Raw genomic sequence first — 23,852 nt, forward strand, 5'->3', positions numbered from 1 at the left:
CGATGTAGCCTTTGCCGTCTTCGCGTACCTTGTTCTCTGCGATGCGGCTGGCGACCTCACCTCTGCTGGATACGGACTCATGGGAATGGAACACCATCATGCGGTCTCCGAACACGGTCCTCAGGCGCTCCTCGAGTTGCCTGCTAAGTGCGATCTCCGGTACGAGGTAGAGTACGTTCGCATGACCCATGGTTTCGAGCGCGAGCTTCTCGTAGATCTCCGTCTTTCCGGATCCGGTGACTCCGTCGAGCATTGCCGGCTTTCCTGCAGCGAAGGCCTCCCGGATCTGCTCCCATGCCTTCTGCTGGGCAGGGGACAGGACTATGCTGTCGGCCTTGGACGGCTGGTCTTCTCCGTCGGATGCGAGCACGGCTTCCAGCTCAGCCTGATAACGCTCTCGCGTCCTATCGAACTTTGCCTTCTCTATCTTCTGCCTCAGCGAGGCGATTTTCTTTTCCTTTCTCTGGAGTATCCTGGCCTTGACTGCCTCCTGGTCCAGCTTGGAGGCCGGATATGCAGTCCTGTATACCTCTCCCATGGTGCAGAGATAGTAGTCGGCAATCTTCTGCCACAGCCCCAGTGTCTCAGGATTAATCCTCACGAGAGTGGATTCTATGGCGTCTATTTCCTTAATCTTGGATTCTGAGAGAGAGGATGGGAGGGCGTCTGTCACGTTGGATACGACTCCGACATATTGCTTGCCGGAGAACTTTACCCTGACCTTGTCGCCGAGCTGGATTTCTGACTGTGGCGCCTTGTAGAAAGGCACCCATTCCAGCTTGAGCGGCAGTATGACCTGAACGTATTTTCCCATTAAAGCAAAGATACTCAAAAAGTGCTATATTTGTGGATATGAAACTGAATAAAACGTTCTGGCGCCTGTTACTTGTCGTCTATCTGATCACGGTGTGCTATCTCTGCTTCTGGAACTTCGAGCCGAGCACCAGCATCCCATGGTCCATCTGGGGTATCCCTACGGACAAGATCGTCCATTTCCTGATGTTCCTTCCTGCTGCGCCGCTGTTCTATCTGTCGCTCCCTGAGAAATGGCTTCCGAACGTGTGGGTCAAGCTCGCACTTCTCGTCGCCACAGCACTTGCCGGTGCTGCAGTCGCTGCTTTCACCGAACTCGGTCAGGCATTCACCGCCTACAGGACCAGCGACATCACCGACTTCTGGTCCGACTGCTACAGCGTGGGTGGTGCCACAGTCATCACCATGCTCTGCGTCATCATACATGAAATCCATATCCGTAAGAAATAGATGAGACTGGTTATACAAAGAGTTTCCGAAGCGTCCGTAACCATTGAAGGCGTACGCAAGGCAGAGATAGGGAAGGGACTGCTCATACTCGTGGGCGTCGAGGTAGGAGACACCGAGGCCGACGCCGCATGGCTTGCGCAGAAGACTGCGAACATGCGAATATTCGGGGATGAGAACGATGTGATGAACCGTTCGGTCATCGACGTCGACGGGGAGATAATCGCCGTTTCCCAGTTCACGCTGACGGCGAGCACAAAGAAGGGAAACCGCCCGTCCTACATCAGGGCTGCGGGACACGAGCTCGCGGTGCCTCTCTACGAAAGGTATTGCGCTCTGCTGAGCGAGCAGGCTGGACGCCCCGTGCAGACAGGAGTGTTCGGTGCCGATATGAAGGTCGCATTGCTGAACGATGGTCCTGTCACCATCATCATCGACTCTCGGCTGAAGGAGTAAAGCGGTAGAAATGTGCAGTCGGGACTCAAAAAAGCTACAAAATGCAAAGAAAAGTTTGCGGAGTCCGGAATAATGTCTATATTTGCAATCCCAAACGAAAACGGTGTCATAGCTCAGTTGGTAGAGCAAAGGACTGAAAATCCTTGTGTCCCTGGTTCGATTCCCGGTGACACCACACGAAAAAGCCTCGAATTTCTTCGAGGCTTTTTCGTATTCATAAAGTCTTGATACTAAGTGATATACCGGACGGACGGCTCCCTCTTCCGGGGGAGCCGTCCGTCTGGTATGTCGTTGATATTTAGCGCTTTATGATCTTTGCTAAAGAGCGGGGAAGCGCTTGCCCGGAAGCAGGCTATCGGATGATCTGGACAGAGAGGATGCGGACGTCCTCGATAGGACGGTCGTTCTCGTCAGTTGCCACGCGCTGCATAGCGTCGATCACGTCCATGCCGACAGTCACCTCGCCGAATACGGTGTACTGACCGTCGAGATGAGGGCAGCCGCCCTTGGTCTTATAGACCTCACGCATCTCTGGGGTAAGTTTCACGGTTCCGTTGGTGGCCTTGTCGAGACGCTCCTGAGTCCTGTCAAGCTCCTCGTCTGTGAACACCTTTCCCCACATGAAGCAGAACTGTGAAGCGCAGCTCTCGCGGTCAGGATTCCACTCGTCGCCTTCGCGAGCAGCGTTGATGGAGCCGCGATAGTGGAAGATGCCGTCCTCGAGCCTGAATTCTGCCGGAACTCTCCAGTCTGGCTCACCGTCGCCGAGCATCTGGCCTGGCTCTGCATATTTCGAATTAGGGTCTCCGCCCTGGACTACGAAGTCCTGGATGATGCGGTGGAAGAGAAGGCTGTCGAAATAATGCATCTCGGCGAGCTTGATGAAGTTGTCCCTGTGGAGGGGAGTCTCATTGAATAGCTCAAACTCCACGTTGCCCATGGTTGTCTCCATGATCACCTTGACTCTCTTTTCCTCTTTTGGGGTGCAGCCGGCGATCATTGCGGCTGCCGCGATTGCGACCATTGCGGTCAGAAGGATTCTTTTCATATATGTCATTGTTCTTTAGTTTCGTAGCATTGTTGTCCTTGCTGTTTCGGCTATGTCTTCTGTTTCAACTGTGACTTCTGTTTCAGCTATGTCTACGGTCGATGCTGTGCCTGCTGCCCATGCTGTGCCTATGACAGCATGGTGATAAGACCGGCGATGGCCATGTACCCGTATACTATCTTTTTCAAGGTCTTCCCGTTGATCTTGTCATAGACATGGCTGCCGATCATCACTCCCAGCACGACGCCGACCATCGCGAAAGCGCAGGCTTTCAGCACGTCAGTCGTCACAAGCCCGTTCGAGCCTCGGAACACGGTCATCATCGCGTTGCCGATGAGGAAGTACCACTGGGTCAGGGCGATGTACTCATCCTTGTCGTCGGTGCATCCTATGAAATATATCACTGCCGGAGGCCCCTGCATCGCGAAGAGTCCGCCCATGATTCCGGAGAGCGTTCCCATGGACAGCTGGGTCGCTTTGTTCGGCTTGACGTGGATCTTCCCGCTGAAGAAGAGGAAGTAGATGCTGACCAGTATGAGTGTCGCTCCGAGCACATGCTTGAGCGAGCGGCTGTCTATCTTGGTGACGCCGATGACGGCGAAGAAGGAGACGATCACGAAGGTGAGAAGTATGAGCCAGAGCTTCTGGATGGGCACATGTCTGCGTTTCCTGATTGCCGGGATGAGGGCTGTGAGTATCGCGAGTATGCCGCTCAGAGCGGTTGCTTCTCCGTAGGATGGCATCAGGTGGGGCAGGAGGGTCATCATGAATATGCCGAATCCGAATCCGCTGACCCTCTGGGTGAAGGCTGCGGCCAATGCGGCAAGGGATATGATGAGTATGATCGTCGGTGTCATCGTCGTGCTTCCAGCTCTGCAAAAATAGCAAGAAAACTCTGTTTTCTGCTTCTGATATGCATATTTGCTGCTTGCTTGCTGCTCTATGCCTTATGTTTGACTGAAAATAGTTGACTCACACTGTCACGAACGCCAAAAATCGACCGATTCTTGGACTTCGTGCCAGCAAAATGGCTGAAAACCCCGGAAATCGTGTCACGAACTCCAAAAAACAAGTAATTCTTGGCGTTCGTGCCACCGTGTGACGGGATACAAAAGATGCGACTCGAATTAGTACAAAAGATGCGACTCGAGAGAGTCGCATCAAAAGAGGCCGGCCCAACAGGGTCAGCCTCTTAGACAGAAGGTCTTGCCGTAAGCCGGTTTCTGTTTCATGTTGTCATTTATCTTCGCAACCTACCCCCTGGCATCGGGCGGGCAGCCCTCATCTGCCAGTATATTTGGTTTTGCAGGCCCTGGCTCCGTACCCCGACGATGTCGCCACCGCCGACCGTGGGCTCTTGCCCCACGTTTTCACCCTTACCCTTGCGGGCGGCTGTTTTCTGTTACGGTCTACCTAAGATTACTCCCACCTGTGCTTTCCACAGCAGGGTGCCCTGTCCTGTCCGGACTTTCCTCAGCGTCCGAAGACGCCGCGACAACTCGCAAGGCCTTTTATTATTTGCGGAAGCCGAGCTTGCGCTCCATCTTCTCGTTCTGTCGGTTGATGCGTGCGACCTGCTTCTCGAGACGAGGAGTGATGTCGACGCAAGTCTTGTGGCACTGCATGGACTTGCTGTACATGCGGCCGATGCAGAAGTTGCTGTGCTCGCACTTGCTGCAGTGGTGCTCGTCCTTTTCCATCTTGTTCACGAAGTCAGGATCCTCGAGCACCGCACGTCCCATCTGGAAGAGAGGGAAGCCTGCTACCATGACGCTCTCCGCATCCTCACGGGTGGTCACGCCGCCGACGTATGTGAACGGATAGTCAGGCATCGCTGCCCTGAACTTCAGCGCGTCCTCCATGAAGAAGAGATGCTTGAACGGAACAGGTGGACATACGATCCTTCCTCCAAAGAGGATGCCGATCTTGAGCCACCATTGGTTCCATGGGAAGTAGTGCACGAACACAGGGATAGGGAACTGACCCCTCATCACGTACATAGGTGCGCGGCTCACGAAACCGCCGGAGAGTGCGATGGACGCAACTCCGAGCTTGCGGAGCTCCTTTGCTACCTCGATGAGCTCGTCCGTCTCCTGGCCGCCCTTGAATCCGTCGCGGGTGTTGAGCTTCGCTGTGACGACGATCTTGCCGTCAGCTGCCTTGATCGCCTCCGACACGCACATTCTCATGAAGCGCATGCGGTTGTCCAGACTGCCTCCGAACTCGTCCTTGCGGTGGTTGGTGTAAGGCGAGAGGAACTGGGAGATGAGGTATCCGTGGCCCGCATGGATCTCCACAGCGTCGAAACCTGCCTCGATGCAGAGCTTGACCGCAGTACCGAATGCCTGCGCCACCTCTTCTATGTCCTTACGGCTCATCTTCCTGTAGAAGGTAGGAGAGTAGAGGTTGAAGCCGCGGCTAGCGCCTATTGGCATGCAGCCACAGGTTCTCCTGTGGGTCATGTTTCCGCAATGGCCGAGCTGGATGCTGGCCTTCGCGCCTTCTGCGTGGATGGCGTCGGTGAGGGCCTTGAGCTCAGGCACGATCTCCTCGCGCATCCAGAGCTGGGTGTCGAAAGAAACGCCGCTCTTGCATACTGCCGCATAGGCGATGGTGGTCATTCCTATGCCGCCGCGTGCTACTGCGGTGTGGTAGTCGAAGAGTTCCTTCGACGGACGGTTGCCCGGGCACATCGCCTCAAAGGCTGCGGAACGGATGGTCCTGTTCCTGAGCTCGAGGTTGCCGAGCTTGTATGGAGTGAATATCTCGCTCATTTCTTACCAGATAAAAGGTATGAGATTCTTCTTGTTCAGCCTGGTGTATTCCTCGCCGAATTCCTTGACGTACTTCTCGGTGAGCGACCTGCTCCTCGGAGCGAGGTTGCAGATAGACCAGAGAGCGAAAAGGACTCCGCATGGAGACCAGCTGAGTATTGCATAGCCAATCCATTCGGTGATCTCGCCGAGGTAGTTGGCTGAAGTTACATATTTGTACATGCCCTTGGTTGGGATGTAGTGCTTGGTATCGCCCGGCTTGCGGAGATGCCTGATGACATGGTCGCTGTGCATGTTGATGCCCATTCCCACGAAGAATATGACGAGTCCGACGATGAACTTCGGACTGGTGAGCCATGCGGTGGTGTAGTAGCCTGCAGGTGCGACCTCGAAGAGCCACTTTCCGATGAACCATGTGTTGAAGGTGTTGAACACGAGTCCCATCAGCATGATGGCGATAGGCATGGTGCTCTTTCCGCGCAGCAGGACAGGGAAGATGAACGCACGCTGGAAATAATGCATGAGGTAGAGGCCTGCGATGATGTAGAGCACAAGGTTGCTGTTCACAGGGCTGCTGCAATTGATTGCATAGTTGAGCGTGTATCCGAGGAGGAAGAAGAATGCAGGAGCCTCCATCAGCACCCATGCGAGCTTATTGCTGATCTTCGGCCCCCAGTTGGAAGTCGAAAGGTAGCCGTAGCCGGCCTTGAGGAAGAACAGGCAGATGAAAACGAGCACGCCAAGTGCCGCCATCGCCGCCATCAGTACATAATAGGTCTGCATAAATCTTGAACCAAACCCCTGCGTGTGTAGGGAAAATCGGTCAAAGGTAGCAATATTTTTTCATAAAAGGTTTTTTATGTACATTTGCGCCGTCAAAACGATACGGAAGTATGAGAAAATTGATGTTCATGATGCTTACGATGCTGCTTCTCTGCTCATGCGGAGGGGTGCATCGCTATACCCTGGAGGTTGTGGCTGAGTATCCGCATGACGTGACATCATATACTCAGGGTCTCTTCTTCCGTGACGGACAGCTCTACGAGAGCACGGGGCAGTACGGTGAGTCTACCTTCCGCAAGGTGGATCTCAAGAGCGGTGAGGCGATCGAGCGCATAAACTTCGATCCTAAGTACTTCCTCGAGGGCTCGGTGATGCTTGGCGACAAGCTTTACATACTGACATGGAGGGAGGCTACGGCCTTCGTGTATGATGCGGATTCTCTGAAGTACCTTCAGGGATGGTCATATCCTCGCGAGGGATGGGGTATCACCACCGACGGCAAGCAGCTCATCGCCAGTGACGGTTCTTCACGCCTGTATTTCATGGACGAGAACTTCCAGGAGCTGCGCCATGTGACCGTAAGGAACGACGGTCGGATGGTACGCTGGCTCAATGAACTTGAATATATTGACGGTCAGGTGTGGGCAAATGTCTACACGACCGACGAGATAGTGATGATCGATCCTGAGGACGGAAAGGTGACGGGAGTCATCGACTGTACAGGACTTCTCCCTCGTGGACTCTATACCGACAGGACCGACGTGCTGAACGGCATAGCCTACGACGAGAAGACAGGAAAGATCTTCCTCACGGGTAAGTATTGGCCTCGCATGTACGAGGTCAGGCTCGTGAAACAGAAATGAGTTCTCGCGCCTTAGTGCGCAGACATATTACATATTTTGTTTAACTGGGGTGCTGAAATAGTTTCGGCTGAGAAAACACCCATAGAACCTGATGCGGGTAATTCCGCCGGAGGAAGTTTATGAAAACAATTCTCTACTTTGCAGTGTTGAGGACACTGCTCTTGCCTGTTGTGGGTCCAGGCGTCGATGACGACCCATATTCTGATCGTGAGGACCGTATTGACAGTACAGTGGTGTCTGCTTCCAGGGCAGGCGCTCATACTCCTGTCACCTATACCATGGTCCAGGGCTCCGAACTTCGTGAGCAGAATCCAATCAACTCCCTGCCAATGGCACTGAGCCTTCAGCCATCCGTGGTATCAACCAACGAGGGCGGTACAGGTATCGGCTATTCCAAGCTCACCGTCCGTGGCTCGAAGGGTTCGCAGATCAATGTCACTCTCAACGGTATCACTCTCAACGATGCCGAGTCTCAGGAAGTGTTCTGGGTGAACATCCCGTCGCTTGGCAACCTCCTTTCATCGGTGCAGCTCCAGCGTGGTCTGGGTACCTCTGCCAGCGGTGCAGGTGCGTTCGGTGCCAGCATCAACATGAGCACTGCCAACGTGGGTGCAGATCCTTATGCGAGCGTAGACCTTGCTGCAGGCTCATTCAACAGCTTCATGTCGACAATCTCTGCCGGCACAGGCCTCACCAAGTCCGGACTCTACGCTGACTTCGCATATTCGCGCAACTATACCGACGGTTACATCGACAATGCCTTCGCGAAGGTGCAGTCGGCTTTCGCCGTGCTCGGTTGGATGAAGGGTAACAATTCCCTCCGCCTCACCTGGCTCATGGGCGACCAGCACACCGGCATCACATGGAACGGTATCAGCCTCGCGCAGATGGACGAGAACCGCAGGTACAACGAGGCCGGTCTCTGGTGGGATTCACTCGGTAACCAGCATCGCTACGACAACGATACCGACAACTACACCCAGAACCATCTCCAGCTCAACTATGCTCATCAGTTCGCGCACAACGTAGTATGGACGACCACCTTCAACTGGACTAACGGAAGGGGCTGGTACGAGGAGATGAAGGCCGGAAAGAAGTTCAGCAAGTATGGCTTCGACAATGACGAGCTTGCTGCCTTCGGTATGCCATATACCAAGAAGGACAAGGCTGACTTCCTCATCCGCAAATCCATGCTCAACAACTATTTCGTGGGTAACTCCCAGGTTTCATGGAAGGGTGAGCAGATCAATCTCGTAGGTGGCGTGAACGTGTCGCACTATGGTGGAAACCACTATGGAGAGAACCTCTGGAACAGCCTCTTCGGCGATAGCTTCGACTATTCGCAGATCGATAACTCTATCTCTGCTTCGAACCTCTGGTACTACAACCACGCGAACAAGGACGAGGCTAACGTATTTGCACGCGCTGAGTACAGCCCTGCTTCATGGGTGACCGCATACCTCGACCTCCAGTATAGGGGAGTATTCCTCGAGATGTCCGGTCTGGACGATGATGACGAGGCTCCTCTCGACTACAAGACCAAGTGGAACTTCTTCAATCCTCGCGCCGGCGTTACCTTCGCTTGGGCACCCGAGCACAAGGCATACGCTTCTGCAGCTCTGGGTCATCGTGAGCCAGGCCGTAGCGACATCAAGGAAGTGATCATCACCAGCAACTGGAGCGAGAACAAGAGCGAGCTCAAGCCTGAGAAGATGCTCGACATCGAGATCGGATATCAGTACACCGGAAAGAAGTTCGCTGCTTCTGCGAACCTCTACATGATGGAATACTGGGACATGCTCCTCGAGACCGGAAAGCTCTCGGACGTGGGCTATGCGATCAAGGAGAACGTGGGCCGCAGCTATCGTCGCGGTATCGAGCTCGCTGCCACATATCAGGCTGCTCCATGGGTGAAGCTCGACGGTAACATCACCCTCAGCATGAACCAGATCAAGGATTACACCGCATACTTCGATACCTATGACAACCTCGATTGGTGGACTCCTGCAGACGAGCAGCATACCGAGCACTTCGACAAGACCACCATGCTCATGTCTCCGTCTATCGTGGCAATGGCTCAGGTGACCTTCAACCCATTCAAGACCATCGCTCACAACTCTCTCAAGACGACTGCGATCTCTTTCAACGCGAAGTACGTGGGCAAGCAGTATTGGGACAACACCAGCTGTGCTGACCGCAGCATGCCTGGCTACTATGTGGCAAATCTCTCAGTGACCCATGAATTCAACCTCAGTCGCGGTGCAGGTCACGAAAACCTCGGACATGACGGCGCACGTCTCGGTCTCGGCTTCTATGTGAACAACTTCACCAACAACATGTACTACTCAGACGCTTGGGTATACAATGCATGGTTCAACGAGGAGAAGAATCCGGCATACTGGGAGGAAGGCGTATTCCCTCAGGCTCCTGTGAACTTCATGGGTAAGGTCTACTTCAGATTCTAACCTGTCTCCGGAATTTCGGATCAGTTGGACAAATAAGATTATGTGAAACTCTGGTACCCAGCGTGCCGGAGTTTCTTTATTTTTCCTAACTTTGTGGAACTCAACCCGTAATACACTTGATTATGACCATGAAGAAAGGCCTGCTTTCCCTCGTCGGAATGGCCGCATTTTCCATTTTCGCATCAGCACAGAATCCATATCTTCCGCTCTGGGAATACATCCCTGACGGGGAACCATACGTATTCGACGATCCTGACTGCCCGGGCAAGCAGAGGGTCTATGTATATGGCTCGCACGACAATATCATCACAGCGTACTGCGGCCGCGACCAGGTCGTGTGGTCTGCTCCTGTCGATGATCTGAGCAACTGGCGCTATGACGGAATCATCTTCAAGTCCGAGACTGACGCCAGCGGAGCAAAGTTCCGCGAGGACGGCATAGGCGACATACTCTATGCTCCGGATATCGCCGTGAAAGTGGGCCCTGATGGCCGCAAGCAGTATTATCTGTATCCTAACAACCAGTCACGCGGACGCAGCGGTCAGGTATGCGTCAGCGACCGTCCGGACGGTCCTTTCACCGTTATCAACTGGAACAAGGAGAATCCACGCCTCAATGACGGCATACTCGGATTCGACCCTGCGGTATTCGTCGATGATGACGGCAAGGTGTATGGATACTGGGGCTTCCAGGAGTCGAACGGAGCAGAGCTCGATCCTGAGACCATGGCAACGGTGAAGCCGGGTACGGAGATCGTTCATGACATGGTGTCCAACCTGAACCAGCCTGGTGTCTTCCGCTTCTTCGAGGCATCATCGATGAGGAAGATCGAGGATAAGTATGTGTTCATCTACTCTCGCACTACGGCAGAGGGCGAGTTCGGACTCCCATCGGTGAACTACACCCTCGCTTATGCATACGGCGACAATCCTCTCGGACCTTTCACCTACGGAGGTACTCTCATCGATTGCCGCGGACGCGACCTTGACGACAACGGCAAGGTGATCTGCACGGCGAACCCTTACGGCAACACCCACGGCAGCATCCAGCAGATCAATGGCAAGTGGTATATCTTCTACCATCGCCAGACAGGTACCGACGAGTTCTCGCGCCAGGCAATGGTGTCGGAGATCGATGTCAAGGTGGAGAAAGGAAAGGGCGGAAAGGTCATCATCTCCGAGGCTGAGTTCAATTCCGAGGGATTCAGCACAGACGGACTCAACCCTCTGTACAAGACCCCTGCAGGTCTCGCATGCTACCTTACCAATCCGAAGGGTATAGGCCAGTCATATCCTAAGTTCATCTTCTCGGGCTCATATATCCAGCCTACCAGACTCGATCTGGATTCATACCAGGGTGTGTTCAACCAGAAGCAGCCTTACTGTCCTGTCGTGAACAACACTTCGGGTTCAGTCGTTGGCTACAAGTACTTCAACTTCGACGGAATGTCGGACAAGGATGCGGCGACCCTCGTCGCACATATCAAGCCTGAGGGTGTGGACGGAACGATCAGCGTGCTCGTAGGCGGTCCCAAGACCAGCCGCGGAGGAAAGGTGATCGCAAGGATAGAAGTGAAGGCGAGCGCAGCTCAGGAACTCACCGAGGTGTCGGTCCCCGCCTATGGCCTCAAGGGTATCAAGGGCAAGCAGCCGCTCTTCTTCATATTCAACTCAGCGGCCGAGGACCGCTCCATCTGCGAGTTCCACGATTTCCAGTTCGTGAAATGACCGCATCCGTAACAGCTTTAAGGCAAGCGATATAACGTCAGGACGGTTCCCCTGTGCGGAGGAGCCGTCCTGACGTTTTTATGCTGAGTGTCAGCTACTTGCAATTGTTGACTTTTGCGAGTTGCAGGCAGGTCCAGTCCTCGCGGGAGCGGATCGGTTCGACCAGCTCGAATCCGCATCCGGATGCGGCGGCCGTGATGTCAGGGATGTCTGCCGAGTAGAAGCCGCTGAGCAGCAGTTTTCCGCCATTCCTGACTGCCTTCGAGTAGAGCGGAAGGTCGTTGATGATTATGTTCCTGTGGATGTTCGCGAGGAGGAAGTCGTAGGAGTCTTCCTGGAGGTCGTGAGCGTCGCCGCAGAGTATGCCGAAGTCGAACCCGTTCATGCGCACGTTGTTCTCGGCGGAGCGTGCTGCGACCGCGTCGATGTCGATTCCGGAGACCTTCCCGGCGCCGAGCTTTGCCGCCAGAATTGCAAGTACGGCGGTTCCGCAGCCAAGGTCCATCACCGATGCCCCCTCGATCTCTTCCCTGAGCGCAAGCATGGTCTCCATCATCATGCATGTGGTGTGGTGATGCCCGGTGCCGAAGGCCATCTGCGGGTCGAGTTCTATGCAGATCGGTGTTTCGGCAGTGCCGCCGGCAGGCATGATGGTGACTTCAGATGCGACCACGATGGGGGTGAATCCGCTCTTCTCCCACTCTGCATTCCAGTTTACGGCAGGCATCTGCTCGACGGTGTATGGCAGTTCGATCTCCATGTTCCCGGCGAGGTCGTCGATGATTTCCCTGAATGCATCCTGATCGAAGAGGGGAGCTTGGATATAGCACCTGAGCTGCTCGTCCTCATAGGCGAACGAGTCGAATCCTAGGTCCGAAACGACTGCCTCTATGATCTCTGCGGTCTCCTCGGAGGGAACCTCTACCGTAATCTCCAGATAGTTCTGACTGTCCATAATCCTGCTCGTTTACATTTTGCTCCGCAAATTTGCGAAAAAACGCTATTCTTTGATTGGATTTTTTCCTAATTTTGATGGAATTACCACGATTGTCACTTAAACCAATACAACTATGAACAGGAAGTCTTTCTTTTATGTCCTTTCTGCGTCGCTTGTGGTGCCTGCAGCGGTCGCTACAATGATCGCTACGGCTTCGGAAGGTGGGATGGTTCCATCTCGTCCGGAAGGCCCATGTGATGTGTACGCAAAGGACGGTGCTCCATGTACCGCGGCTCATTCTTCCACCCGCGCGCTGTACAAGGATTACAATGGCCCGCTCTATCAGGTGATGCGCCAGTCTGACGGCAAGACTCTCGACATCGGTGTCGTTCAGCCAAGCGCCGGCGATCCAGGCGGATATGCTGATGCTGCTGCTCAGGATGAGTTCTGCGCCAATACCTATTGCTGGCTCACCGTGCTCTATGATCAGTCCGGCAATGAGAACCATCTCCGTCAGGCTCCTCGCGGCGGTTTCGGCGGAAATGCATTGGGCGGATTCAACAATGTCCCTATGGCTGACTGGGCTCCTGTTACTATCATGAACCACAAGGTCTACGGCGTCTTCATCAACCAGGGTATGGGACTTCGCTGGAACGATGCGAAGGGTACCGCGGTGGACGATCAGGCAGAAGGTCAGTACTGGGTATTCAACGGCCAGCACTTCAACAGCGGCTGCTGTTTCGACTACGGTAATGCGGAGACCGACAGCCGCGACGACGGTGATGGTACCATGGAGACCACTTACTACGGTGTTTCCCGTGGATGGTACTATGGTGCAGGTCAGGGCCCATGGGTCATGACAGACCAGGAGAACAACCTCGTCGGTTGCGTGAATGACGATCCTGAGGACAAATACTGCCCGACTCTCGTGAGCCAGACAGCTCGCTTCATTACTGCCATGGCTGACGGCGAACCTCATCATTGGAGGTCTATGGCCGGTAATGCTCAGGAGGGCGCGCTTGACATTCTCTATGACGGCGGCCGTATCCGCAATGATCGCAATAGCTATGACCCTATGCGCAAGCAGGGTGCGATCCTTCTTGGAAACGGTGGTGACAACAGCAATGGTTCTGCGGGTACCTTCTACGAGGGCGCGATGACCAAGGCCGGCACTTTCCCAACCGAGGCTGCCAACCAGGCTATCCAGGCAAACATCGTGGCTGCAGGTTACGACGTCCAGCGTCTCGCAATCAGCGGTACGGACAAGGTCGGCTATCCGAACGGACTCCAGACCTTCTCTCCACGCACCAAGCGCAGTACTTCAGTCGTATTCGTGAATACTACCGGGGCTGCCATCGACGACCTCAGCATCACCATCGCAGCACCTCGCGGATGGAAGGCTTTCGTCTCTGGAACCAAGGATAAGGTAAGAAAGATTGGCTATACAGTTCAGCCAGGCCAGAAGGTTGTTGTCAGGTTTGACGTCACTTCGTCCAGGAAGCTCTACAACGGAGACCTCGTTGCAAAGGCAAGCTGGACCGGAGTCAACGGCAAGGCAAGCGAAATCGCAATCGAGAAGGTCCGCAACGTCGAGGACGTCAGGATCAACGAGTTTGCCGTAGCTGGTGCCAACGGAACAGACCAGTTCATCGAGCTCTACAATGCCGGTAAGAAGACCGTCAATATCTCTGGATGGAACCTTACCGCACATTCGCTCCATCTTCCTGCTTTCTCAAGCATCATCGTCCCTTCCGGTACGAAGCTCGCTCCAGGTGAGTACTATCTCATCGGTCTCGCAAGCTCTGGTCTCTCTGTGGAGGCATCAAAGGGTGACAAGACCATCTATGTCCGCAGCGTCGAGGGTATCAATGTCGGTGACGAGATCGAGATCGGCGGCGAGAAGAGAAAGGTTGCCGAGATCGTGAAGCCTGAGCCAAGGCCTGTCATTGCGGCAGGACCGTTCAGTGCCGCAGTGGTCCAGGGCGAAGCTACAACCGTATGGCAGCCACTACCAGAGGGACCAGTCATCACTATCCCTGCCGGTTCAACCAACATCCCTGTTGCCAGCACAAGGGACTTCAAGGTCGGTGACAAGATGGCTATCGGATACGGCTCTACCTATCCTGCAGTTTCGAACAGCATAGAGATATATGAAGTCGTTACCATCACCGAGGTGGGTAAGCCTGGTACTCAGGCTTGGCTCGCAGTCGACGCAAAGCCAGGTGACACCAATATCAAGGTCTCTTCAGTGGAGAATATCTCAGTCGGCGACAAGATTCGTCTCGACATCGAGAGCGAGGGTCACGGAATCGAATGGGTAACCGTCAAGGCGGTAGGTACTGCATGTCATCGCAGTCCTAATCAGGGCCCATTCAAGCCAGGTGAGGACGTTGGTACTGGTCTCGAACTCGAGGAACCGCTCAAGTTCCTCCATTCTCACAACATGCCATTCAGCGTGAACGGAACAGGTATCAGCTTCGAGCCTGCAAGCAAGTTCGACCACTCATCTAACGAGCCAGTTCTTCCTCTTATCAACGCGATAGTTCTCGACAAGCCACTCGCTAAGAATCATCCTGTCGATGAGGTCGTATATGATGCGAAGACCGTGACTGCCGGTTATCAGGGTGAGGTCGCTGCCGATCAACTCTTCGGTGGTCCTGTCCTCGGAAACCAGAGCGGAAACATTACTCTCCGTGATGCAAAGGGCAACATCGTCGATGCCATGAACTACGGTAACGTGGTGGATCCATGGCTCGCAGAGGGTTACCATGCTGAGTCGGGCGAGGAGAAGGAAGGTAGCTTTGCTCCTCTCCCTGCAATGAAGACAAATTTCTGGGGTATCTACAAGACTCCGGCTCTCCGCCCTGCAGCGCTCAGCTCAGGACGTTATCCTGACGGAGCCGATACCGACGACAACAAGATCGACTTCCATTCTCAGATTACGACCACGATGTTCAAGGATGCACCTGCCGGTTCTACCGAGATCCAGATCCATGCAGTCAACGGACTCAGGATAGGCGAAACCCTCTGGTTCAGCACAGGTGACGATGCAGAGAGCGTACGTGCCGGTCTCGTGAACGAGAAGAAAACTCTCAAGGCCCAGATCAGCATGCGTGGTCGTACGATGGAGAGAGAGACCGAGGTGATGGAGATCACCCTCGTCGCTCCTCTCACCAAGGACCGTCCTGCAGGTACTCCTGTAAGCACGGGCGTTCCTACTCCTGGTCTTCCAAACGTATATTAGAAACATGGACGCCAAGAAGATAATGAAGGGGTCGATGGTACTGCTCGGTGCCATCGTCCTCGTCTTGTCTGTCATACTCTGCGTCCATGCCTTCAGCGGACACGGCCTGATCGGTTGCAGCGCGGGAAGCAGCTGCAATCAGGTGCTCGGCAGCAGGTGGTCCTTCGTGATGGGCCTCGTGCCTGTCAGCGGACTCGCCGTGATCGCGTACATCGTATATCTCGTAACCCTGCTGAGCGTCGATTCCTTCAAGGACGATCCGGCATTCGAATCATTGCTGTGGAAGGGAATCACCGTTGTCTGCGGTGCGATCATGGGCAGTGCGATATGGTTCATCTGGCTCCAGAAGAACATGATACGCGCTTTCTGTCCATACTGCATGAGCGCTCATGTTCTTGGGGTGATAACGACGGTTCTGACTCTGACTTACGTGGTCAGATTCGGAATCATGAAGAAGTGGTGGCATGCGGCTCTGTGCTTCGCCGCTGGTGTTCTCCTCGCAGGAGGGTTGGCGACATTCCAGCTTGCGACGACTCCGAGAACCGCATACGAGCGCGGCTTCATCCCTGAGGAACTTCCTCTGAGAGGCCCTGATGAGCTTCCTTCCGTCGGCGATCCCGGAGCTCTGAAAGTCGTGACCCTGCTCTTCGACTACCAGTGTTCTCATTGCCAGAGGGTACATTCGATGCTTCCTCAGCTGGTGGAGAATCTCGGCGGCGAAGTCGTTTTCGTTACCTGCCCGACTCCTCTGAGCAGCGCATGCAATCCGTATGTTCCTTCAGGTGAAGACAGGTTTGCGGGCTCATGTGACCTAATGCGCATCGCTCTGGCTACATGGCTGGTGGACCGCAGCGCATTCTCCGTTCTCGACGAGTGGCTCTTCACTCCTGGCGAGCGTGGATGGTATCCTCGAAAGCCGGCGGATGCCATGGATTATGCAGCCAATCTGATAGGGGAGGAAGCTCTGAAGAAATCCATGGCCAATCCTTGGATAAACGACTATCTGGCGGACATACTCGAGGTCTTCGGACGCACTTCCACCGACAGCATGGCTGCGATTCCTCGATTCATCAGCGGCAATTCATGGGTGGTCCCAGATGCGGACGACGTGGATGGGCTTACTCAGATCATCAGACAATTAACAGAATAAAATATGACACGTAAACAACTTATTCAGACGCTTTCTTCATGTGTGCTTGCTCCGTGCCTCTTCCTGGCTTACCATGCGTGTACAAGCGCAGGAAAGGACCTCCCGTGCGATATCTACAGGAAGGGTGGCACACCGTGTGTGGCGGCGCATAGCACGACCCGTCTGCTTGATTCCAAGTACAGGGGACCGCTCTATCAGGTTCGTCGTGCTTCCGATGACAAGACCCTCGACATCAGGGCCGGCAAGGATGGCTATGCGGATGCTGCAGCTCAGGACCGCTTCCTTGAAGGCACGATAGGCTACATCACGCAGATCTATGACCAGTCAGGTATGGGCAACGACCTCGTTCCTGCGGCGCCGGGTACCTTCAAGGGACCGGACAAGGGCGAGTTCAACACCCAGTCGATCGCAGACATGGCTCCAGTGATCGTCAATGGTCACAAGGCATATGGTATCTACGTTATGCCTGGTATGGGCTACCGCTGCAACAACGCTCGCGGACTCGCGATCAACGATGAGGCAGAAGGTATCTATTACGTGATCGACGGCAAGCATTTCGACAACGGATGCTGCTTCGACTACGGCAACTCTTCGACCAACGGAAAGGCTGTCGGAACCGGTACCATGGAGACCACCTATTTCGGTACATCCACCAACTGGGGAAGCGGTAACGGAGATGGCCCGTGGATCATGGCCGACATGGAGGCCGGTCTCTTCTCAGGCTACGGCGCAAAGAAGAACGACGTCCCTTCGATCGACAGCTGGGACATCCTTTCTGTCTATGTGAACGGTGGTGACGGCAACCAGTGGGATCTCCGTGGCGGCGATGCTACCAAAGAGGAACTCGTGACCTACTACAGCGGCGTGCGTCCTGGCACACCTGAGAAGTCGGATTACTATCCTATGCATAAGAAGGGCGGTATGCTTCTCGGCAATGGCGGCGACAACGGCAACGGCTCTGCAGGTACCTTCTATGAGGGTGTGATGACCTTCGGCTATCCTAGCGACGAGACCATCGCGGCTGTCCAGAAGAACATTGCTTCGGTTCAGTATACCAAGTATCCTCTCAGCATCTCTCGAATCACTTCCTTCACTCCTGGCGAGTGCAAGGCTGTTTCAGTGGCTTTCGTGAATTCTACTGCGAAGGAACTCAAGGACGTGACGCTCAATGTCTCTCTTCCTGAGGGGTGGGTAGTTGCAGGCGATATTCCGCAGCTTGAGGTTCTTGCTCCAGGTGGACATTACACCACGGTTCTTACTATTGCTGCTCCGGAGCAGCGTTCGGCAGGATTTGCCGGTTTCGAAGCAGTGTGGAAGGGTGGCTCGGTGGCTCTCAGCGAGCGTGTGCGCTGCTCTGAACCGATCAAGCTGAATGAGCTTCTCCTCTCGCAGGTAGGAGGCTCTACCGACGGCCAGTTCATCGAGCTCTACAATGCAGGTGACGAGGACGTGGACATCTCCGGACTCAACATCGACATACGTCGCAGCGGTTGGGCATCTCTTACTGCCGCCGTCATTCCTCAGGGTACCGTCATGGCTCCAGGCGGTTTCTATGGCATCGCTCTCGCGCCATCAGCAGTGACCGCTCCTGCAGCCAAGGGTGCGGACAGGGTGTTCCTCTCAAAGGACATCGCTGTCGGTCAGGACATCGCCATCGCTGCCAGCGGTAACAAGATCGCAGCGGCGGGTAAGCCATCCGGCGAGTTCACCACCATCTTCTCTCCAGTGTCTACCGGTCCTCGCATGAACATAGCAAAGGGTGCGAAGAACATTCCTGTGACCAGCATCGCCGGCTTTGCCGAGGGTGAGTACATGGGCATCGATCTCGGTGGAAACTATGAGGTCGTGAAGGTCACTTCGGTAGGTACTCCGGCAACCCAGACCACTCTCAAGACCGAGGCCAACATCGGCGATACCCAGGTCTATCTCGAGACCACCTCGACTCTCCGTCCAGGCAGCGTGATCACTATCGATACCGGTGACAGGATCGAGCTTGCAGAGGTAAAGACCGTGATCAAGAGTGTTGACACTCCTGCTCCTCGTCGTTTCTGGGAGCCTGAGCAGGTCATTGAACCAGGTATCGTGGAGCTTACTAAGCCTATCGAGAAATATCATATGGTCGAGGTCGACGTCTCTTGCCCAGGTACGGGAATCAGTTTCGAACCGGCTCTCGCACATGACCATATCAGCGGTGACGCAGTTCAACCTCTCGGCCTTCCATACGCGCTTTCTGAGCCTCTTGCAACTGAGGTCTGCGCTTATGCGCCTGTTACTCTCGACAGCCCTGATGTCATCATCTGCCGCACATGCGAGACCAGCTTCTTCGGCTATCCTGCATCTGCTTCAGCAGGCTCCATCGCTCTCGTTGATCCATCTGAGGGCGTCATCTTCGACGCTGTCGTCTACGGCTCGCAGCAGAGCAATTCAAGTGCGAACGGAACCATCGCAAGCCCTGAACTCGCAACTCTCGAAGGTGACCAGAACGGTGGCGGAAGCATCGCAGTCGTACCAGGACGTCCTTTCCGTGGCTTCGGACCTAACGCTATGCAGGTTACCGTTCCTGCCCGCAGCCTTGTCCGCATGCCTGACGGTGAGGATACAGACAATCTCAGCATCGATTTCAAGTGTAGCGAAACTCCTACTCCAGGACTTTCCAACACCCTAGAGTAGTACAATGACGCTCGTGTATATAAGAGAGACCGGCCAAAAGTCGGTCTCTTTTAATTTGTGCCGCCGTGAATCATGATTTGCTTTGCCGCGCAAATGTCATTATCTTCGTCCGATTATTCAGAATTGTAATGTCTATATGATAAGGAAAGTATTATTGATTACATTGCTTGCTTTCATGTCGCTGAGCTCATTTGCCCAGAAGAATGAATTCAGGCTTATCGTCTCGGATCCGATGTGGGAGACGGCTGCCTTCCACAATAGGTCTACCCAGACAGGGTACTCCTACACGCCGCATATGGCAGTGGAGTACATGTATGGAGTCAAGCCGTGGTTAAGCGTAGGCGCGTCTGTCGACTTCCAGAGGACCGCATGGACCGAGGATTCTACCAGAAGAAATTTCTATAACCTCTGCGTACTCCCAACGCTGCGATTCACCTATATGCGTCATGGTCTCGTTGACCTCCATTCCGGCATTTCTCTCGGACTGGATGTCAATGGCGGATCTGAGGAATTCTACAAAGGCGGAAAGACAATCGTAAGTGGGGCCGTCGATCTGAATTATTTCGGAGTCAGCGTGGGTAAGAACCATTGGTACGGAACCTTCGATCTAGGAGGAACCTTCGCAATATATGACAAGACTGCGATTTTCCTGTTGTCTGCAAGGATATTCAGGGTCGGAGTCGCATATCGTTTCTAAGTATGAGAAGATATCTATCAATAATCCTGGCTTCCATTTCGATGGTGGCCTGCATGCATCCGCTTGAGGAGTACGTTGAATTGCCGGACGTCACCACGCTTCCGGCAGGCAGCTTTGTCCCAAGTTCTGTTGAGTACGGCATCAAGGGGGCGGAGACACTCTTGAACGATTACCTTTCGCAGGAAGAAGAGACCAAGGCCACAGGTCTTGATTTCGGTGCTGTCGCAAAGGAACTTTTCTCCACAGCCAATGCTAGGAAGGTCGTGTCCTACATCGGTACTTATAAGTCAACCGACCAATTTGGCAATCCCGTAACCCTGTCAGGCCGTATCGTTCTTCCTGCAAACGGTGAGGTGAAGCGTCTGATGATAATGAATCATTATACGATTGCATCAAATGCGGAAGCTCCTTCGGTAAGCTTCCCGTTCGAGTGTATCACTGCGGCCGACGGAATCGGAATGATAGTCCCAGACTATCTTGGATACGGCATCACCGCAGACAGAGTGCATCCGTATCTGGTCGCAGACCTGACCGCCCGCAATGTCCTGGATATGTTCTTCGCGTCCCTTCCTTTCCTCGACGAGATCGGAAGGACTCCTGTGAATGACGACATCTTCATCTATGGCTATTCTCAGGGCGGCGCCACGGCGATGGAGGTGCTCCGATACATCGAAAAGCACCACGGCGACCTCAAGGTCAGGCTCTGCATGGCGGGTGGCGGTCCATACGACATCTGCGCAACCTATGACAAGCTGATTACGGACGACAATACTGCCATTCCGTATGCTGTTCCTCTCATTATTCAGGGAATGGATGTAGGATGTTTCCTCAACCTCAACTACGAGGAATACTTCAAGCCAAGGCTTCTCGAGAATTTCGATGAGTGGATCAACTCGAAGAAGTATCAGAACGCGCAGATAACCAACCTTATCGGCACACATAAGCTCAGTGACATTCTTACCGAGGACGCGATGAACAAGCGAAGCCCGAGCATGTCAAGGCTGTATCGCGCGATGATGGACAATTCGCTCCTGAACGACTATAATTGGAGACCCAAGACTCCATGTTATGTCTTCCATTCGATGGACGACAATGTGGTTCCTTACCTGAATCTTGTCAGGTTTGCTGAAAGGTACAATGCCGAATGCAACGTCACTACCAACGTCGGTCATTACGGAAGCCACGTGATGGGCGCAGTGCATTTCCTCTTTTCAACCCGCTCTTTCCTGAAGGAGCATAATGAAATTTAGCCGTGAGAAAGTATTTATACATATATGCAGCTGCGATCATCGCAAGCCTGTGCTCATGTACTGCAGAATTGAAGTATATCGATTTCGGAGTCGACATCGCCTTCGAGATAGTACCGGAGTCTGTCGGTGCGACTAAGATTTCGGCAAAGGCTGCGCCTTCCATAGATCAGACCTTCTATTATTGGGATGTCATCGAATGCAGCGAACTTGACAAGAAGGCAATGTCAGACGAACAGTTCATGATGCTGAAGGTCGATGAATTGTATGTGGACTATCTTGCTTGGAGACATGAGCTGCTCGTAAAGGGAGAACAATACATTGCCAGCTTCCAGTACCATTGCCTCAGCTATGGCCCTACAAGCTATTTCTATTCGGAACTGAAACCTAAGACAGATTACTATATATATGGTTTCTGCGTAAATCCAGAGACGAAGGATCCTATTGGTGATCTGTGCAAGTTCAAGTTCACCACCATGGAGGAGCCATCTCCTGAATACCGCAATCCTATGACCTTCGATTTCGAGATACATGGTACAGAAGTGATGGTCGTGCCATCAATTGAAGGTCCATCCGACTATTATATATGGGGAATCATCCCGTCATCAGACCTTGAGGATTACGAAATGAATATCGAACCATGGTCGATCGATATGGTGAAGATGATGGTGGACAGCGGAATTCTTCGCGATATGATGTGCAAGGGCATCAGCAAGGAAACCGTAAGCATGGCTGTCGGTCAGGAATATATCCTTGCAGCATCGGCTTACGACTCGAACTACGAGAAGACGGTCTACACTAAGACCTTCGTCTATACCGGCGGACCGGACTTCGAAGTTGAACGCAGTCATGATCCTATGGCGTGGTATCATCCCGGAGTAGTGACCGGGGACTGAATGCCTCAAATCTGAGACTCATAAAAAAGAGACCAGGCTGAACTACAGTCTGGTCTCGTCTTTTATTGTATCGAATCGAGATTACTTGATAGAGATGTTCACGATTGACTTTGCAGGAAGCTCGAGAGTGATGCCATCCTTTGCAACCTTATAGTCCTTGAACTCCTTAGGTGCAATCATTGGAGCCTTTCCGAAATCGTTGTAGTCCTTGATGTCCTTGCAACCGATGATCTCGCCGTTGACGGTCACCTTCTTGCTGCCGATGGTATCCCAGTCGAGAACGATGCTCTGCTTCTTGTCGAGAGAAGGGTTTACGAGGGTTACGTTCATGACGCCGTCCTTGCGTGAAGCAGTGACGCTGAGCTCAGGAACTGCACCGAGATCGGTGGTGGTAAGAGTCCTCTGTGCGAAGCTTACAGGAATGTACTCTGCGTCCATGTGAGCCTTGTACATCTTGAATACATGGTAGGTAGGGGTGAGGATCATCTGGTCGCCCTTGGTGAGGATCATCGCCTGAAGTACGTTGACAACCTGTGCGATGTTACACATCTTGAGGCGGTTGGTGTACTTGTGGAAGATGTTGAGAGAGAGGGCGGCGACCATTGCATCACGCATGGTAGCCTGCTGATAGAGGTGGCCTGGGTCAGTGCCTGGCACAACCTCCCACCAGGTACCCCACTCGTCAACGAGGAGGTCGATGTTGCGCTTAGGATCGTACTTGTCCATGATTGCGATATGCTTCTGGATGCACTCGTCGATGCCTACTGCACGGCCGAGGGTACGATAGTATACGTCATTGTCGAAGTCGAGAGCATAGCCCTTGTCGCCAGGACCCCAGCCGAAGCAGGTGTAGTAGTGAACGGCGATAGCGTCCATCTGGTTCTTGATGGCGTTCACGCAGGTCTCGGTCCAATCGTAGTCGGTATCAGATGCACCGCTGGCGATCCTGTAGAGATTGTGCTCCCTGCTGTAGTTGCGGAGATAGGTGTTGTAGCGACGGAATACGTCTGAATAGTATGCAGGAGTCATGTTTCCACCGCAGCCCCAAGCCTCGTTGCCGACGCCGAAGTACTTCACGTCCCATGCCTTCTCGCGGCCGTTTGCACGACGCATGTCAACTACTGTGCTCTTTGAGTCTGAGGTCATGTACTCAACCCATTTTGCCATCTCCTCTACGGTTCCGCTACCAACGTTACCGCTGATGTATGGCTGGCAGCCGATCATCTCGCAGAAATCGAGGAACTCGTGGGTACCGAAGCTGGTGTCCTCGAGGGTACCGCCCCAGTTGTTGTTGCTGATCTTGGTTCTGTTCTCCTGAGGACCGATACCGTCCATCCAGTGATAGTCGTCGGCGAAGCATCCGCCTGGCCAGCGCATTACAGGAACAGAGAGCTCCTTGAGCGCGTTCATAACGTCGAGACGATAGCCGTTGATGTTTGCGATAGGTGAGTCCTTGCCGACCCAGATACCGTCATAGATACAACGTCCGAGGTGCTCCGAGAACTGTCCGTAGATCTCCTTAGGGATGATCTGACCGTTGGCGTCATTGTCCTGGACATGGACTCTGGTCTGAGCACCGAGTGTCATGCATACTGCGAGTGCCGCAGCAGTAGTGAAAAGGTGTTTCATAGTGTG

Annotated in this window: 18 protein-coding genes, 1 tRNA gene, 1 other RNA gene and 1 riboswitch; of the genes, 12 read left to right on the plus strand and 8 right to left on the minus strand. The window is 53.7% G+C overall.

Going from position 1 to position 23,852, the window contains the following annotated elements:
- The coding region (locus AC06ND_RS03095) for a primosomal protein N' family DNA-binding protein (RefSeq protein WP_475677533.1) at positions 1 to 814 on the minus strand (814 nt) is incomplete at its 3' end.
- A 38-nt stretch (positions 815 to 852) separates the two neighbouring features.
- Here AC06ND_RS03095 and AC06ND_RS03100 point away from each other — a divergent pair.
- From AC06ND_RS03100 to AC06ND_RS03110, 3 genes are all read left to right on the plus strand, one after another.
- Positions 853 to 1,263, plus strand: a complete 411-nt coding sequence (locus AC06ND_RS03100) for a VanZ family protein (protein WP_475677534.1) — start codon at positions 853 to 855, stop codon at positions 1,261 to 1,263.
- Complete coding sequence (dtd, locus tag AC06ND_RS03105) at positions 1,264 to 1,716, plus strand: D-aminoacyl-tRNA deacylase (RefSeq protein WP_475677535.1); 453 nt, start codon at positions 1,264 to 1,266, stop codon at positions 1,714 to 1,716.
- Between the two features lie 102 nt (positions 1,717 to 1,818).
- Positions 1,819 to 1,891 (plus strand) — tRNA-Phe (locus AC06ND_RS03110).
- 177 nt (positions 1,892 to 2,068) lie between these two features.
- Here AC06ND_RS03110 and AC06ND_RS03115 read toward each other — a convergent pair.
- The 5 genes from AC06ND_RS03115 to AC06ND_RS03135 form a co-directional block, all read right to left on the minus strand.
- Complete coding sequence (locus AC06ND_RS03115; RefSeq protein WP_475677536.1) at positions 2,069 to 2,764, minus strand: peptidylprolyl isomerase; 696 nt, start codon at positions 2,762 to 2,764, stop codon at positions 2,069 to 2,071.
- Positions 2,765 to 2,892: 128 nt separating this feature from the next.
- The gene (locus tag AC06ND_RS03120; RefSeq protein ID WP_475677537.1) at positions 2,893 to 3,621 is read right to left on the minus strand and encodes a sulfite exporter TauE/SafE family protein; all 729 of its coding nucleotides are present in this window, start codon (positions 3,619 to 3,621) and stop codon (positions 2,893 to 2,895) included.
- A 339-nt stretch (positions 3,622 to 3,960) separates the two neighbouring features.
- Positions 3,961 to 4,275: RNase P RNA component class A (rnpB, locus tag AC06ND_RS03125), an RNA gene on the minus strand.
- Positions 4,276 to 4,278: 3 nt separating this feature from the next.
- Positions 4,279 to 5,538: an NADH:flavin oxidoreductase gene (locus tag AC06ND_RS03130; protein ID WP_475677538.1), complete on the minus strand. Its 1,260-nt coding sequence runs from the start codon at positions 5,536 to 5,538 to the stop codon at positions 4,279 to 4,281.
- A 3-nt stretch (positions 5,539 to 5,541) separates the two neighbouring features.
- The gene (locus AC06ND_RS03135) at positions 5,542 to 6,321 is read right to left on the minus strand and encodes a DUF1295 domain-containing protein (protein WP_475677539.1); all 780 of its coding nucleotides are present in this window, start codon (positions 6,319 to 6,321) and stop codon (positions 5,542 to 5,544) included.
- Between the two features lie 110 nt (positions 6,322 to 6,431).
- Between AC06ND_RS03135 and AC06ND_RS03140 the strand changes: the two genes are divergently transcribed.
- The 3 genes from AC06ND_RS03140 (at position 6,432) to AC06ND_RS03150 (ending at position 11,376) form a co-directional block, all read left to right on the plus strand.
- Positions 6,432 to 7,184 carry a glutaminyl-peptide cyclotransferase gene (locus tag AC06ND_RS03140; protein ID WP_475677540.1) on the plus strand — a complete coding sequence of 251 codons (753 nt, stop codon included), beginning with the start codon at positions 6,432 to 6,434 and terminating at the stop codon, positions 7,182 to 7,184.
- A gap of 35 nt (positions 7,185 to 7,219) precedes the next feature.
- A riboswitch (TPP riboswitch) is annotated at positions 7,220 to 7,316 on the plus strand.
- The gene (locus AC06ND_RS03145) at positions 7,304 to 9,649 is read left to right on the plus strand and encodes a TonB-dependent receptor (protein ID WP_475677541.1); all 2,346 of its coding nucleotides are present in this window, start codon (positions 7,304 to 7,306) and stop codon (positions 9,647 to 9,649) included. (Overlaps the previous riboswitch by 13 nt.)
- Positions 9,650 to 9,777: 128 nt before the next feature.
- Complete coding sequence (locus AC06ND_RS03150; RefSeq protein ID WP_475677542.1) at positions 9,778 to 11,376, plus strand: family 43 glycosylhydrolase; 1,599 nt, start codon at positions 9,778 to 9,780, stop codon at positions 11,374 to 11,376.
- Between the two features lie 94 nt (positions 11,377 to 11,470).
- Here the strand turns inward: AC06ND_RS03150 and prmA are convergent, their stop codons facing one another.
- The gene (gene prmA, locus AC06ND_RS03155; RefSeq protein ID WP_475677543.1) at positions 11,471 to 12,331 is read right to left on the minus strand and encodes a 50S ribosomal protein L11 methyltransferase; all 861 of its coding nucleotides are present in this window, start codon (positions 12,329 to 12,331) and stop codon (positions 11,471 to 11,473) included.
- Between the two features lie 115 nt (positions 12,332 to 12,446).
- Between prmA and AC06ND_RS03160 the strand changes: the two genes are divergently transcribed.
- From AC06ND_RS03160 to AC06ND_RS03185, 6 genes are all read left to right on the plus strand, one after another.
- On the plus strand, positions 12,447 to 15,557 hold the full coding sequence (locus AC06ND_RS03160; RefSeq protein ID WP_475677544.1) for an arabinofuranosidase catalytic domain-containing protein: 3,111 nt from the start codon (positions 12,447 to 12,449) through the stop codon (positions 15,555 to 15,557).
- A gap of 4 nt (positions 15,558 to 15,561) precedes the next feature.
- On the plus strand, positions 15,562 to 16,707 hold the full coding sequence (locus AC06ND_RS03165) for a vitamin K epoxide reductase family protein (protein ID WP_475677545.1): 1,146 nt from the start codon (positions 15,562 to 15,564) through the stop codon (positions 16,705 to 16,707).
- 3 nt (positions 16,708 to 16,710) lie between these two features.
- Positions 16,711 to 19,377, plus strand: a complete 2,667-nt coding sequence (locus AC06ND_RS03170) for an arabinofuranosidase catalytic domain-containing protein (RefSeq protein ID WP_475677546.1) — start codon at positions 16,711 to 16,713, stop codon at positions 19,375 to 19,377.
- Positions 19,378 to 19,513: 136 nt separating this feature from the next.
- A complete protein-coding gene (locus tag AC06ND_RS03175; RefSeq protein ID WP_475677547.1) occupies positions 19,514 to 20,074 on the plus strand; it encodes a hypothetical protein in 561 nt (186 codons plus the stop codon).
- Positions 20,075 to 20,076: 2 nt separating this feature from the next.
- Positions 20,077 to 21,324, plus strand: coding sequence for an alpha/beta hydrolase family protein (locus tag AC06ND_RS03180; RefSeq protein WP_475677548.1), 1,248 nt, complete (start codon positions 20,077 to 20,079; stop codon positions 21,322 to 21,324).
- 2 nt (positions 21,325 to 21,326) lie between these two features.
- Positions 21,327 to 22,217, plus strand: a complete 891-nt coding sequence (locus AC06ND_RS03185; RefSeq protein WP_475677549.1) for a hypothetical protein — start codon at positions 21,327 to 21,329, stop codon at positions 22,215 to 22,217.
- Between the two features lie 81 nt (positions 22,218 to 22,298).
- Here the strand turns inward: AC06ND_RS03185 and AC06ND_RS03190 are convergent, their stop codons facing one another.
- Entirely contained in the window at positions 22,299 to 23,846 is a 1,548-nt protein-coding gene (locus AC06ND_RS03190; RefSeq protein WP_475677550.1) for an alpha-N-arabinofuranosidase, read from the minus strand.
- Positions 23,847 to 23,852 lie beyond the last annotated feature (6 nt).

The organism is Candidatus Cryptobacteroides sp., from assembly GCF_056207615.1.